The sequence below is a fragment of the Nitrosovibrio tenuis genome (assembly GCF_900109785.1).
GTDB lineage: Bacteria > Pseudomonadota > Gammaproteobacteria > Burkholderiales > Nitrosomonadaceae > Nitrosospira > Nitrosospira tenuis_A.
The window spans coordinates 76,938-91,126 of sequence record NZ_FOBH01000005.1; the positions used below are offsets into that span (position 1 = coordinate 76,938).

Below are 14,189 nucleotides of genomic sequence, written 5' to 3' on the forward strand. Positions count from 1 at the left end.
AAAGCTGGCGTAGAATATCGCTAAAGATCGCAGCCGCAATGTCTTACTATCTCCGAGGACTATCATGAAACCGCTCACCGAAATTGACGCCCATTTTTCAACCAGCCCGCAGATCGACCCTGAGGACTTAATTGACATCAAGGCGGCCGGTTTTAAAAGTGTGATCTGCAACCGTCCGGATAGCGAGGATGGCGGCGCTCATCCGGATCATAACTTTCTTGAATCTGAAGCACGAAAATTGGGCTTGGAGTTTGCCTACCTGCCCGTCATACCTGGACAGATAAACGACGGGCATGTCGCGCAATTCAAAACCCTGATCGACAAATTGCCTGGGCCCGTCCTGGGCTATTGCCGCATGGGAATGCGGGCAAAGACGCTTTACGAGCGATCGAGGTGACTGTGGAGAGGAAGGGAATATCCGGTTCGGGAATATTCGGTTCTAGTACCGGACAGCTCGCGGATGAATCCCGGCTTTCAAGGCCCGGATAGCCTCGTCGGTATCTCTAACCATATCAACTCCGAGCGGGCAGAAAAAATACCGGTAAAGCGCTCGCTGCGGGTAATTTTGGGCAATATTTTCCAGATTGACCCATTTCGACATTCGTGCCTGAATCCAGGTATTATTGTTACGGCCGTAGGCATACGTTCTTTTTTCCGCGGTCTGGCAACGTATACCCTCATAGCTTACATTCATTGCGCCTGAAGGTGATTTGGTCACGAGGCTAAAACGCACAACGTTATCCTCTCCCAGCGAGATGGATGGAGCATCGACGTAATGCGAGTTGGCGCTCGCCGGACCGGCATCGAATTGCAGAAGATTTTCAGTCTGAGGATAAGGTGGCAATTGTGCCTGTATCTCGATCCAGGGTTTTTCATTCTCAAACTCGTAGTCGGCAACGTCTTTTTGTGCATAAGCTGTAGGCGAAGCTATAGCCGGAACCGAGCACAGCAACAGCAAAAGTCTCTTCATTACGCAGCGATACTCGAAGTCAAATCATTGAGTAAGGATTCCCGCACTGCCCCAGTCACCGATTCAGGTGGCGCGTTATAGGCGGGATGGTCGATACCCATGCTCAAGGGTGCGCCATGGCGCAGCGCTTCAATCATGGAGGGGGCGAGCTCAAAACGCAGGAAATGTACTGATGAGGTCTTTTCCCCGGTATCTCGCTCCAGGTCCTCATCGGCAACGGCATAAATCTGATCAAACGCTTCTACTTTCACCCATACCCCATCTTGGATTCCGATCAATTCCCTTAGCCTCGCGGCGCGCTCGGCCGGGTCGGGAAATTCGATCATCATGGTCGCTTTCCAGTTGGCGCCATCCGGAACCAGGGGGCCGTACGCTTCCAGCTCCTCCTGTATGCCAGCTTCATCAAAAATCTTTTCCGCCCGAAGCATTTCCTGAATCTGATACCGTATCGTCAGCTCGTCCTCAAAAATGAGCGTTACATTTTCCCCAAGATGAATCTTGCGGTTTTTCTTGTGCGCCATGACCCGGGCGCGGAAATCCTGCCGTGCTTTGGCATAGGCCTCGAGGGTCAACAGGCTATCGCGGTTAATCAAGGGCATTTTAATTTCATATGTGTCGAATGAGCGGCGGCGTGTTTGAATAACGATCCGGCCAAGCCCCACTCAGTCAAGCCCCACTCAGTCAAGTCCCACTCAGTCATGTCCCACTCATCACGTCCCACTATTCAAGTCCATAGGCGATGCGCATGAGCGTCAGCGGGTGCTGTTTCTGTGCCTTGGTATCGCCCATTCCCTGTTCGATATGACGGGCGGCAATGGCACAATCGGAGCTGATGTAATCCGGGCTGGACGCGGCCATTTGCCTGAATACCGGCTTGCCAATTTTCATCGATTCGGCAAAATGCTCGGTTTTGACGCCCCAGGTTCCGTCGTGGCCGGAGCAGCGTTCCACAACATTCACCTTGGTCCCCGGTATCATTTGAAGCATTTCCCTGGTCTTCTGCCCGACATTTTGCACGCGTAAATGGCAAGGGATGTGGTAGGAAACATTACCCAGAGGCTGCGTGAAATCAGTTTTCAACAAGCCATCCCGGTTCCGTAACATCAGGTACTCGAACGGATCGAACATTGACTCCGCCACCGCTTTTACGTCCCCATCGTCGGGAAACATGAGCGGCAATTCCTGCTTGTACATGAGTGTGCATGATGGCACAGCAGTCAATATCGCATATCCTTCCTTTGCCAGTTTCGCCAAAGGTGGAATATTCCTCGTTTTGAGTTCCTTCACTGCCTGCAGATCACCCAGTTCCAGCTTCGGCATTCCGCAACACGCCTCTTTTTCCACCAGATGCACCGGAATCTCGTTGTGATCGAGTATTTTCACCAGATCGTGCCCGATTCCCGGTTCATTGTAATTGATGTAGCAGGTGGCATAGATCGCCACCTTGCCCGATGTTCTGGCGCCGTCCCGAACCTCGTGCGATGAATTGATCCGCGCGTTAGGACGGAACCTGCGGCTGTCATACTCGGGCAATTTCCGCTCAGCATGAATACCCAGCATATTATCCATCAGCTTGCGAGCTGCTGGCGCTTTGTTCATGGCATTGACTGTCTGCGCCACCACGGGAATACTCGCCAGCTTACCCATCGCATCGGTACTGGAGAGCAATTTATCGCGTAAACGGATGTCCCCTTTTTTATGCTTGACCGCTTTGGCGCGTAACATCAGATGTGGAAAATCGATATCCCACGGATGGGGGGGAACATAAGGGCACTTCGTCATGAAGCACATATCACAGAGATAGCAGCGATCTGCCACCTCCCAGAATTTCTGCTTTTCCACCCCATCCAACTCGCCTGTCGATCCCTCGTCTATGAGATCGAACAAGCGCGGAAATGCCGTGCACAGGTTGACGCAGCGGCGGCAGCCGTGGCAAATGTCGAAGACGCGCTCCATCTCGGCGAACAACTTGGGTTCGTCATAAAAATCCGGATTTTCCCAATCGAGCGGATGACGCTTCGGTGGCTCCAGGCTTCCTTCTCGGGTGGTCATGCCATGCAAAAAATTGGATGGGAAATAAACAGCGCGAATCTAGAGCGAGCGACGGCCGGACCGGCGCTCGGTCCGGGCCATCCGTTATTTTGCTTAAGAATATTATTCAGCCAGGTTATCCAGGGCTTTCTGAAAGCGATTGGCGTGAGAGCGCTCGGCCTTCGCCAAAGTCTCGAACCAATCGGCGATTTCATCAAAACCTTCTTCCCGCGCGGACTTGGCCATGCCGGGATACATATCGGTGTATTCGTGAGTTTCGCCAGCGATGGCTGCCTGGAGATTTTCCCGCGATGATCCGATAGGCAGGCCCGTAGCCGGGTCGCCACTCGCTTCAAGATACTCCAGATGACCATGGGCATGCCCGGTTTCGCCTTCGGCCGTGGAACGGAAGACCGTCGCCACATCGTTTTGGCCTTCCACATCCGCCTTGGCAGCAAAGTAGAGATAACGGCGGTTTGCCTGGGATTCTCCGGCAAAGGCCGCCTTCAGATTCCCTTCAGTTTTCGATCCCTTAAGTTCCATCACTCTCTCCTGTGGTTAATGGTTTTAATGAAATTAATATCTTAAAATACTTCGAAGTAGTGTACTCAACCGCATGAATTGATCAGGCTAAAGCCGAACCGTAGGAGACTATCGAAGGGAAGATGGCTTGTCAACTATCGTCCGGTTGAGCATTCACGCTATCTGCACGCAGCCATACCTCAGCCATGTACTGCATCATCACTCGGGCGGATATGGTAGAGCTCGAATTCCCCATTCCCCATTCCCCATTCCTCGTTCCCCGTTCGTATTCATGAGGCTGGCGTCCAAGTTATGCTCAGGTAACCAGGTTCTGCGGCTTTCCCGCCACCCAGGCTTCGATATTATCGATCAACTGATCGGCGAGAACCTGCATGGCCTGATCCGAAGCCCAGGCCACGTGGGGCGTCAGGATGAAATTGGGCCGGCGCAGGTCGAGTAACGGATTGCCATTTACCGGCGGCTCTTCGGTGAGCACGTCAAAACCCGCTCCAGCGATCAACCCTTCATCCAGCGCCTGAACCAGCGCAGCCTCGTTGACCAACCCACCTCGCGCAGTATTGATCAGCAGTGCGCTGCGCTTCATTTTGCGCAATTCCTCGATACCGATCAGGTTTTGTGTGGCGGGTGTTAACGGACAGTGCAGGGAGAGAACATCCGACTCGGCCATGACCTGATCCAATGGAGTGAGCCTTACCTCTTTCTTTTTAGAGGAGTCATGATAGGCGAACAGCACGCGCATTCCAAAACCCCGCGCGATCGCGGCGGTTCCCTGCCCAATCGCACCCTCTCCTATTATTCCCATTGTGGAACCAGACAGCTCGCTAATATGATGGGTGAACAGACAGAATTGCTCCGATTTCTGCCATGCCCCCTGCTCGATTTCGTACCGGTAGGCCACTAGATTCCGCCGTAATGCAAGTACCAGCGCAAACACATGCTCCGGCACGGTATGGATAGCGTAATTGCGGATGTTCGCCACGGCGATGCCGCGGTTGCGGCAGGCAGCAATATCGATACCATTATATCCGGTTGCGGAAATCGCCACCATTTTCAGCTTGGGCAGTTGCGCGAGGATCTCATTGCTCAACTGCACTTTGTTAATGATTGCCACTGTCGCAAACCGTAGTCGCGCAACAATCTGATCAGGAGGCGTGTGGGCGTATTCCTCATAAGTATGCTCGAACCTCGGCCGGCGCACCCGCGCCTTGAGCGAGTCCCGTTCCAGAACAACGACATGATGGCTCATGCTTATTCACTCCTCTTCGAACCGATACATAGCTATACATTACCCAGCGCATGCGGTTATGTTATGGAAGCGCTCGGCGGAAGCGCGAGCCTGCATTTAGCCACGATTCATCCTTGCTGAAAACAGGCTTGCCGAAATAATCATTACGCCTCCAATCCATTCCCGGATTGTCATGGCCTCGTCCGTCAGGAAGTGCGCTGCGATGGCCGCGGCCACTAATTCAAACAGCATAATAACGATAGCCTGATTGGCAGGCACATGCGTGAGGCCATATTGCATGACCAGGCTCAGGAAAAATACGATGAGCCCCACTCCCGCCAGAAGCAGATAAGTATTAGGAGAAATATCGTCAAAAACCGGCAAATCGCGCAGGAGCAGGCTGTAACCGGACGCTATCAGCGCTACCCCTACCCACACAGCCACCGATTTCAACTGGATGTCGTGGTACTGATCTTTACGGCTCAGCACATTCGAAAGCGCAAACATGAAGCCGGCTGATAATCCCATCCAATCGCCGTAGGATGAAGGCAGCGAAAATCCGCCTTTCGGTTGCCACAACATCACCATGGCACCGATCAGCGAAAGGGCGATAACCAGATACCCGTGCGGGCTCAATTGTTCATTCAGCAGAAGGCGTGCGAATAGAATAGTCCATAGCGGTGCCAGGTAAAACAGCAGCAACACCCGCATGATTTCGCCATGAATAACCCCGAGTACGTACGCAAGATTGGCCCAGCCTGCAAATACTCCGATCCAGAATAATAAATGTGTTTGACCGTCGAATATTCTGGATTTGCGCAAATGGTTGCGGAATATGGCCAACCCTATCAGCAGCGCAATAACATAGGTGATTGCGGTTGCGATGGCGCCATGTATCTGCGCTTGCTCTAAAAGACGGTAGGGATACCAGAGCAGTCCCCAAATAATTGCGCCAACGAGCAAAGCTGCCACTGGCAAAGTGTTTCCCATATTTTGCTTATTTTGTTTGGTCAGCAAGCGCCCGCCCTTTATAATTCTGTCTTGATTAAAAGCTTCATCTCAGGAAATCGACAGTTCCTGCCGACCCGCCCTGCCAACTCGTATTACCTTCGCGCCTTATTAATTAAATTGAATCCCAATCTCGATCGGCTACAGCCTTATCCATTCCAGAAGCTCAACAAGCTGTTTGAGGACATTACCCCCAACCAATCTTTTGTTCCGATTAACCTGCACATCGGGGAGCCCAAGCATGCGACACCCGAACTCATTCGCAATGCGCTGACGGCTAGTCTTTCTGCGATGGCACATTATCCCACCACGCTAGGGACCCCGGCGCTGCGTGCGAGCATCGCGACATGGTTGATGCGGCGGTATCGCCTGCCTGCCATCGATCACGATGCGGAAATTATTCCCGTTAACGGCAGCCGCGAGGCTCTTTTCTCCATTGCCCAGGCGGTGATTGACTTATCTCGCCCCGAAGCGGGAGTGGTGTGCCCCAATCCTTTCTATCAGATTTACGAAGGCGCAGCCTTGTTGGCGGGCGCTACGCCTCATTTTCTAAACACACTGCCGGAGAATAATTTTGCACTCGACTATGCTCAGTTGCCCAGGGAGGTCTGGTCGCGCGCACAACTGGTGTATGTCTGCTCGCCCGGTAACCCCACCGGCAGAGTCATGTCGATGGATGAGTGGCAGCAGCTGTTCGAACTATCGGACCGTCACGGGTTCATCATTGCTTCGGATGAATGCTACGCTGACATCTATTTCGACGAAGCCGCCCCTCCCCTTGGCGCGCTCGAAGCCGCCCATCACCTGGGCCGCGACGGCTTCCCGCGGCTGGTAGTCTTCGGCAGCCTGTCGAAGAGATCCAACGTACCGGGCATGCGTTCCGGGTTTGTGGCGGGCGATGCGGCAATACTGCGAAAGTTTCTGCTCTATCGAACTTACCACGGCAGTGCGATGAACCCAGCAGTTCAGGCCGCAAGCGGTGCGGCCTGGGACGACGAGGTGCATGTTATCGAGAACCGCCGCTTGTACCGGGAGAAATTTGCCGCAGTCATTGAATTATTGAAGGAAATCCTTCCGGTATCCATGCCGGACGCGGCCTTTTATTTATGGATAAGGACTCCGGTTAATGATGTTGAGTTCACCCGCCAGCTTTATCGCGATTATAATGTCACGGTCTTACCCGGCAGTTATCTTGCGCGCTTTGCGAATCGTATCAATCCTGGAGAGAATTTCATTCGAATCGCCCTGGTCGCGCCATTGGCGGAATGTGTCGAGGCGGCCGGACGAATCGCAATGCTGGCATCCAACCTAAATTAGCAGACAGCGGTCGCGAAGATCTGAATTGATAAAAATATTGTAGCCAGGAAGAAGGAAAAAAGGGAAAGGGAAAACATGGATCAGCTCCAAAATACCATAGAAGAAGCGTTCGAACGCCGTGCTGAAATTACGCCTCGGAATGTCGAGGCCAAACTCAAGGAATCCGTCGCGCAGGTTCTGGAAATGCTCGACAACGGCAAACTGCGCGTCGCGGAAAGAACCAACGGCGAATGGAAAACACACCAATGGATCAAAAAGGCCGTATTGCTGTCCTTCCGTATTGAAGACAATAGCTTCATCAAGGGCGGCTTCTCCAATTATTTTGATAAGGTGCCCTCCAAGTTTGCGGATTACAGTTCCAAGGACTTCCGTAACGGCGGCTTCCGTGTGGTGCCGCCTGCGGCAGTACGCAAAGGCGCGTTTATTGCCAGTAATGTCGTGCTGATGCCCTCCTATGTAAACATAGGCGCATATGTTGATGAGGGCACCATGGTGGATACCTGGGCCACAGTCGGTTCCTGTGCCCAGATTGGAAAAAATGTGCATTTATCCGGCGGAGTGGGCATAGGCGGAGTGCTCGAACCGGTTCAGGCAAATCCTACTATCATCGAGGATAATTGCTTTATCGGCGCACGCTCGGAAATCGTCGAAGGCGTCGTCGTCGGGGAGAATTCAGTCATTTCGATGGGTGTATATATCGGCCAGAGCACCAAGATTTATAACCGCGAAACCGGTGAAACAAGCTATGGCCGTATTCCGCCAGGCTCGGTAGTGGTTTCCGGCAATCTTCCCTCGGTGGATGGAAAATACAGCCTCTATTGCGCGGTCATCGTTAAACAAGTAGATGCCAAAACCCGCGCTAAAACAGGTATCAATGAGCTTCTGCGCGGAATCTAGGCTGTGAGAGAGTGCCTTGGTATTATCACCTCGATGAAGCTCATCCAGGATGGTTCATTAGAACTTGTCTCTTTCCAGGAAATATTCCATGCACAATGACACGCTGGCCCTCGCCGAGAAGCTGATTGCCTGCCGCTCTCTGACACCCTTTGACAACGGCTGCCAGGACATACTGATCGAGCGATTGAAAAAAATCGGCTTTGCCATTGAAAAAATACGCTGTGGCGAGGTGGATAATCTATGGGCGCGGCGCGGAATGAATGCACCCCTGCTGTGCTTCGCGGGCCACACCGATGTAGTGCCGACTGGTCCGCTCGCCAAATGGGAAAGCGATCCCTTCATACCGGAAGTCCGCAGTGACAGGCTCTACGGTCGAGGCGCCGCCGATATGAAAGGGTCGCTGGCGGCATTTGTTACCGCAATCGAAACGTTTGTGGCGAAATATCCAGACCATGGCGGCTCCATTGCACTGCTTATCACCTCGGATGAGGAAGGCGTTGCCATTGATGGCACCGTCCGGGTAGTGGAAACACTCAAAGCGCGCAATGAGCCGATCGATTATTGCATTGTGGGTGAACCCACCTGCGTGGACATGCTGGGCGATACGATCAAAAACGGCAGACGCGGCTCATTGTCTGGAACGCTTATCGTCAAGGGTATTCAGGGGCACATCGCCTATCCTCATCTGGCAAAAAATCCCATACATCTCGCAGCCCCTGCCATTGCAGAAATGGCACAAACCGAATGGGATAAAGGCAACGAGTACTTTCCGCCTACCACCTGGCAGATTTCCAATATCAATGGCGGTACCGGCGCGGCCAACGTAATTCCCGGCGAAGTAACGATCCTGTTCAATTTCCGTTTCTCCACAGCCAGCACGGTCGAATCACTGCAAGCCCGAGTTCATGAGATTCTCGACCGGCACCACCTCGATTATGACGTGCGGTGGGAACTCTCGGGCAAACCCTACCTCACCCCCAGGGGTGATCTGGTGGAAGCGATAAGCCGCGCGATTAAAACCGTAACGGGAATCGAACCTCAGCTTTCCACCTCAGGCGGGACTTCCGACGGACGATTCATTGCTGATATTTGCCCTCAAGTGGTAGAGATGGGTCCGCGTAACGCCACCATCCATAAGATTAACGAGTACGTGGAAGTAAAAGATCTGGAGCAACTGCCGGAAATATACCGCTTGACGATGGAGCATTTGCTGCCGATATAATTCATTGGCTATCTGAACCGTAAAATTTCGATAGATGGGGGTAAAGCTCAACCGAGCGGCCTAGCGAACTATCGGACCTATCGGCCTTATCCGTTTGCAGGCAGCAGGACTAGCGAATAGTTATAGCCATCATTATTGTATAAAAAAATATGTACTGCGAGGCCAAATCCCAACTTTCCACAGTTCGCGACCTGTTGCGCTTCGCAGTAAGCCGTTTCAACGAGGTGGGGCTTTTTTTTGGCCATGGCTCTACCTCTGCGTATGACGAGGCGGCTTATCTCATCCTGCATACCTTGCACCTTCCGCTCGATCGCCTGGAACCTTTTCTTGATGCGCATCTCACGACACCTGAACTGGAGCAGGTTGTGAATGTGATTCGGCGTCGCGCGACCGAAAGAATTCCTGCTGCATATCTTGCCAAGGAAGCCTGGCTGGGGGATTTCAGGTTCTATGTGGACGAGCGCGTAATTGTGCCGCGTTCCTTCATTGCCGAGTTGCTGCGCGAGCAGCTTTCTCCATGGGTAGAGGAACCGGATGACATCCATTCGGCGCTTGATCTGTGCACTGGCTCGGGATGCCTTGCGGTACTGCTCGCCCACGCTTTTGAACACGCTATGATCGATGCCGCTGATATTTCGCAGGACGCGCTTCAGGTGGCCCGGAAGAACGTGGCGGATTATGGCCTGGAGCACAAAATCAATCTCATCCAATCCGATCTGTTTGCCGGATTGCAAGAGCGCCGCTATGACCTAATTGTCAGCAATCCGCCTTATGTCAGCGCCGAATCGATGGCGACGCTTCCCGAGGAGTATCGCCATGAGCCGCGCAATGCCCTGGCGGGAGGGGAAGATGGGCTGGACGTGATCCGCGAAATAATCCATAGCGCAGCCAGCCATTTAACCACCGGGGGAATGCTGATCGTCGAAGCCGGACATAATCAAGAAGCTCTGGAACGAGCGTTTCCCCGAACTCCTTTCACCTGGCTTGAAACGAGCGCTGGGGACGAGTTTGTATTTCTGTTAAAGCGTCATGAGCTCCCATCAGTTTGAGAAGCGACCAATTCCAGCAAACGCTTAGTCTCGGCCTCGTCCAATTCCATGGATTTTCCGCGTTTCAAACGCGGCGGTAGATTTATAGGACCGAAGCGCACCCGCATCAGGCGGCTTACTGTCAATCCCACCGCTTCGAACATGCGACGCACTTCGCGATTCCTGCCCTCCTTCAATATCACCCGGTACCAGCGGTTTGAACCTTCGCCGCCCTGATCCGACAGATGGTCGAATTTGGCCGGGCCATCTTCCAGTTTAACCTCAGTTGTCAATACGTTCGCCTGCTCGGGCGTCAAGCGTCCTATAATTCGCACGGCATACTCGCGCTCGATCTCGAAACGCGGATGGGTTAACCGGTTAGCCAATTGCCCATCAGTGGTAAAAATCAGCAGGCCACTGGTGTTGTAATCAAGTCTGCCGACAGATACCCATTTCGACGATCTCAATTGAGGAAGTTTATCAAACACCGAGGGGCGCTCTTGTGGATCATCGCGACTGACGATCTCTCCCTCCGGCTTGTGATAAAGCAGAACTCTCGGCAGACGTTCCGCGGATTTGAAATGGACGACGCGCTTTCCTACACGGACGACATCGGCCGGTCCTACCCGATCGCCGACGTGCGCCACTTTTCCGTTAACAGTCGCTTGGCCTGCGGCGATCAGTTCTTCCATTTCGCGCCGTGAGCCCAATCCTGCCTGCGCCAGCAGCTTGTGCAATTTTTGGGTTATGGCCGAGGCGGAAGCGGAGGCAGGGTTAGTACCGGTAACCCGCGACATCTTGTTTCTTACCGATCTCCGGGATTCCTGCGGGTGGGATGACAGGGGCAACTGGGGCAACTGGGGCGATTTCGGGGATTTCGTTGGCTTCGATAGCCTGGCTTTCATTTGACTCTCACTTTCAGGCTTTGCATTGCGCTAAGTTTACCAACCGGTCAAACAGTACAATGGCTGTATGGCGGAAACCGGAATCGAATCTTTTGTGCGTGCAAAGCGTTTTGGTTCGGCTGGAATCCGGTATGCCCATAATGGCGAAGTTCATGGAATCTTGCCTTATTCCGGTTTAAACCCTCTACACATGGGCTCATAAAGCACATCATTGAAAGACTAGATTGAATTCCCAAGCCGGCCGGGGAATGAAGAATCATGGTGATTCTTCCTGACAGATAGCTGCTACATCTCGCGGCGCTCAATCACCGCCTGCGCCAATGTGCCGCTATCCACATGTTCCAGCTCTCCACCCACGGGCAGTCCGCGGGCGATTCGCGTGATTTTCAGACCTTTGTCGTGCAGCAACTCACCGATATAATGAGCCGTGGCCTCGCCTTCCACTGTAAAGTTGGTGGCGAGTACGACTTCCTTCACGAGCCCGTCCTGAGTCCGCTTCAGCAGCCGGTCAAGATGAATTTCCCGTGGCCCGATACCGTCCAGCGGCGACAATCTGCCCATCAGCACGAAATACATGCCTTTGTAACAGTGAGCCTGTTCCATCATGAGCAGGTCGGCAGGCATCTCGACTACGCACAGCAATGCCGCGTCGCGATGATGAGATCTGCATAACTCGCATACGACTTCTTCGGTAAAGTTATTACATTTCTCGCAATGCCTGATATGTTGCAGCGCATAGTCGAGCGAACTGGCAAGGCGCTGCGCACCTTCATGGTCGCGCTGCAACAAATGGTAAGCCATACGCTGCGCCGACCTTGGGCCCACGCCGGGCAGACAGCGTAATGCGTTGATCAGGTCGTCAAGGCTGCGCGGGGTTTTCAATTAGATGAAACGTAAAGAAAACATCGATCGTAAAAATCGCAATCGCTTCTGGGCGCTTCCAGGTGCTCCGTGGCAGGCTGGCTCGACATTTCAGCCATTGGCCCCATCCGTATTCTCTTTGTTAACAATTAAAACGGCAGTTTCATCCCGGGCGGTAAACTCAGCCCCGAGGTGAAGCCAGCCATTTTTTCCTGCGTGGTGGATTCCACCCGGCGCACTGCGTCGTTTACCGCAGCGGCAATCAGATCTTCCAGCATTTCCTTATCATCACCCATCAGGCTGCTGTCGATGCTGACACGTTTCACATCATAACGGCAGGTCATGACAACTTTGACCATACCGGCACCGGATTGACCTTCGACTTCTATCGAGGCTAATTTTTCTTGCATGGCTTTCATGTTCTCCTGCATTTGCTGAGCCTGCTTCATCAGATTGCCCAAGCCGCCTTTCATCATTTTTACCTCCGCTATTGAATGGGTTTGATCGAAGAAACGATCAGTTTTGCATCGAAATTTTCCACCAGGTCCCGCACAAACGGGTCGGATTCAATGGCTGCGACGGCCTGCGATTGCTTTTCCTGCTTCTCGCGATTCTCCAGCTCCGCTGGGCTCATCCCGGTGACAGTCCCGATCGTAAACTTCACCCGAACCGGCTTGCCCAGGTGTTCCCTCAGGGCGGCCCGCAATCGGTCCTGGTAGGACTTATCAAGCAAATGCCGATGTATCTCAGGTATACAAAATTCTATTTCATCCGCCGCAAAATGTTTCACTTCGCAGTGCTGAGCCAGCATTTTTGGCATCCCGCTCAGCTTTAACTGGCTGACTATCGTCATCCAGTCGTCGCTGAATGGGTGCGCGGTCGAGTCCGGCTTCGGTGCCGGGGTCTCCGCTGCCGATGATGGTGCTACAACCTCTGCAATATCACCCGCCTTCGCCGCCTCTGGATCGTGTTTAGCTTTCTGGTTTTCCGCCTCTGATGTTGCCTTGATGGTTGAGTGCGTACGGTGCGCTGCCAGCGCACCGGACATTGGCATTATTGCCGGCGCTGGAGATATATCCTCCGGCATGAAAGCCAGCATCCGCATCAGTGTCATCGTGAAACCTGCATATTCATCGGGCGCACGGCTCAAGTCGTCGCGGCCCTGGATGGCAATCTGATAAAATAACTGAACGTCCTCCGGGGCGAACGTTTCTGCCAGCGCGAGAATCCGTTCGTGCTCGGGCATATCTTCGCCGATAGCCGATGGCACTATTTGTGCCAGAGCAAGGCGATGCAACAACCCGGCCAGATCCTGTAATGCGGCATCGAACGATAGACTGCGGGTTTCCATCTCATCCGCTATTGCCAGCATGCGCAGCCCATCTTTATGCGTCAGAGCATCCAGCAGCTCGTAAAGGTAAGTCCGATCAATGGCGCCGAGCATGGTGCGTACCCCAGCCTCTTCGATCTTGCCTTCACCGAAAGCGATCGCCTGATCCAGCATGCTCAAGGCGTCGCGCATGCTGCCCCGTGCGGATTGCGCCAGCAACTGCAATGAAGCGCTATCGCAGCTTATGTGTTCCTGCTCAAGCACGTGCTTGAGGTGTGACGCGATGAGCGGGGCTGGGATCTGCTTCAGGTTGAATTGCAGGCAGCGAGACAGAACTGTTACCGGAATTTTCTGCGGATCGGTCGTGGCGAGTATAAATTTGATGTGTTCCGGCGGCTCTTCCAAAGTTTTCAACATGGCATTGAACGCAGATTTGGAGAGCATGTGTACTTCGTCGATGATGTACACCTTGTAGCGGGCAACGGTAGGGGCATAGAACGCGTTTTCCAGCAATTCGCGCATCTTATCCACCTGAGTATTGGAAGCCGCGTCCATCTCGATCAGGTCGACGAAGCGCCCGCTATCGATTTCGGTACAGGCGGAGCATATGCCACAGGGCGCTGATGTCACACCCGTTCCACAATTAAGCGCTTTGGCTAAAATTCGCGCTATGGTGGTCTTGCCGACTCCTCGCGTGCCTGTAAATAGATAAGCATGATGCAGCCGCTTTTGCTCAAGCGCGTTGGTAAGCGCTCTGACGACGTGATCCTGGCCGGTGAGTTCGAGAAAGCTCTTTGGTCGCCACTTACGGGCGAGAACTTGAATCTGAGACACGATATTGAATGGATGAAA

The 14,189-nt window shown here is 53.3% G+C and carries 15 protein-coding genes; 5 read left to right on the forward strand and 10 right to left on the reverse strand.

What is annotated here, in order from left to right; genetic code table 11:
• Positions 1-64 precede the first annotated feature (64 nt).
• A complete protein-coding gene (locus tag BMX00_RS08180; protein ID WP_090828538.1) occupies positions 65-397 on the forward strand; it encodes a protein tyrosine phosphatase family protein in 333 nt (110 codons plus the stop codon).
• Positions 398-439: 42 nt separating this feature from the next.
• Here the strand turns inward: BMX00_RS08180 and BMX00_RS08185 are convergent, their stop codons facing one another.
• From BMX00_RS08185 to BMX00_RS08210, 6 genes are all read right to left on the reverse strand, one after another.
• On the reverse strand, positions 440-970 hold the full coding sequence (locus tag BMX00_RS08185) for a CNP1-like family protein (RefSeq protein WP_090828539.1): 531 nt from the start codon (positions 968-970) through the stop codon (positions 440-442).
• Complete coding sequence (locus BMX00_RS08190; protein WP_090828540.1) at positions 970-1,569, reverse strand: DUF3501 family protein; 600 nt, start codon at positions 1,567-1,569, stop codon at positions 970-972. The genes BMX00_RS08185 and BMX00_RS08190 overlap by 1 nt, the downstream gene beginning before the upstream one ends.
• A gap of 121 nt (positions 1,570-1,690) precedes the next feature.
• The gene (locus BMX00_RS08195) at positions 1,691-3,022 is read right to left on the reverse strand and encodes a heterodisulfide reductase-related iron-sulfur binding cluster (protein WP_090828541.1); all 1,332 of its coding nucleotides are present in this window, start codon (positions 3,020-3,022) and stop codon (positions 1,691-1,693) included.
• Between the two features lie 102 nt (positions 3,023-3,124).
• Positions 3,125-3,544, reverse strand: a complete 420-nt coding sequence (locus BMX00_RS08200; RefSeq protein WP_090828542.1) for a rubrerythrin family protein — start codon at positions 3,542-3,544, stop codon at positions 3,125-3,127.
• 295 nt (positions 3,545-3,839) lie between these two features.
• The gene (locus BMX00_RS08205; protein WP_090828543.1) at positions 3,840-4,790 is read right to left on the reverse strand and encodes a D-2-hydroxyacid dehydrogenase; all 951 of its coding nucleotides are present in this window, start codon (positions 4,788-4,790) and stop codon (positions 3,840-3,842) included.
• Between the two features lie 96 nt (positions 4,791-4,886).
• A complete protein-coding gene (locus BMX00_RS08210) occupies positions 4,887-5,759 on the reverse strand; it encodes a DMT family transporter (RefSeq protein WP_090828544.1) in 873 nt (290 codons plus the stop codon).
• A 138-nt stretch (positions 5,760-5,897) separates the two neighbouring features.
• On the opposite strand from BMX00_RS08210, the gene dapC reads away from it, so the two are divergent.
• From dapC to prmB, 4 genes are all read left to right on the forward strand, one after another.
• Entirely contained in the window at positions 5,898-7,094 is a 1,197-nt protein-coding gene (dapC, locus tag BMX00_RS08215; protein ID WP_090828655.1) for a succinyldiaminopimelate transaminase, read from the forward strand.
• A gap of 75 nt (positions 7,095-7,169) precedes the next feature.
• Positions 7,170-7,991, forward strand: a complete 822-nt coding sequence (gene dapD / locus BMX00_RS08220) for a 2,3,4,5-tetrahydropyridine-2,6-dicarboxylate N-succinyltransferase (protein ID WP_090828545.1) — start codon at positions 7,170-7,172, stop codon at positions 7,989-7,991.
• 88 nt (positions 7,992-8,079) lie between these two features.
• On the forward strand, positions 8,080-9,213 hold the full coding sequence (dapE, locus tag BMX00_RS08225; protein ID WP_090828546.1) for a succinyl-diaminopimelate desuccinylase: 1,134 nt from the start codon (positions 8,080-8,082) through the stop codon (positions 9,211-9,213).
• A 149-nt stretch (positions 9,214-9,362) separates the two neighbouring features.
• Positions 9,363-10,262, forward strand: coding sequence for a 50S ribosomal protein L3 N(5)-glutamine methyltransferase (prmB, locus tag BMX00_RS08230; protein WP_090828547.1), 900 nt, complete (start codon positions 9,363-9,365; stop codon positions 10,260-10,262).
• On the opposite strand, the gene rluB is transcribed toward prmB, so the two are convergent.
• The 4 genes from rluB to dnaX form a co-directional block, all read right to left on the reverse strand.
• A complete protein-coding gene (rluB, locus tag BMX00_RS08235; RefSeq protein ID WP_090828548.1) occupies positions 10,241-11,146 on the reverse strand; it encodes a 23S rRNA pseudouridine(2605) synthase RluB in 906 nt (301 codons plus the stop codon). The two genes, prmB and rluB, sit on opposite strands and share 22 nt — an antisense overlap.
• Positions 11,147-11,431: 285 nt before the next feature.
• On the reverse strand, positions 11,432-12,028 hold the full coding sequence (gene recR, locus BMX00_RS08240; protein ID WP_090828549.1) for a recombination mediator RecR: 597 nt from the start codon (positions 12,026-12,028) through the stop codon (positions 11,432-11,434).
• A 128-nt stretch (positions 12,029-12,156) separates the two neighbouring features.
• On the reverse strand, positions 12,157-12,480 hold the full coding sequence (locus BMX00_RS08245; RefSeq protein ID WP_177171816.1) for a YbaB/EbfC family nucleoid-associated protein: 324 nt from the start codon (positions 12,478-12,480) through the stop codon (positions 12,157-12,159).
• Positions 12,481-12,494: 14 nt separating this feature from the next.
• Positions 12,495-14,171: a DNA polymerase III subunit gamma/tau gene (gene dnaX, locus BMX00_RS08250; RefSeq protein ID WP_090828551.1), complete on the reverse strand. Its 1,677-nt coding sequence runs from the start codon at positions 14,169-14,171 to the stop codon at positions 12,495-12,497.
• Positions 14,172-14,189: the final 18 nt, after the last annotated feature.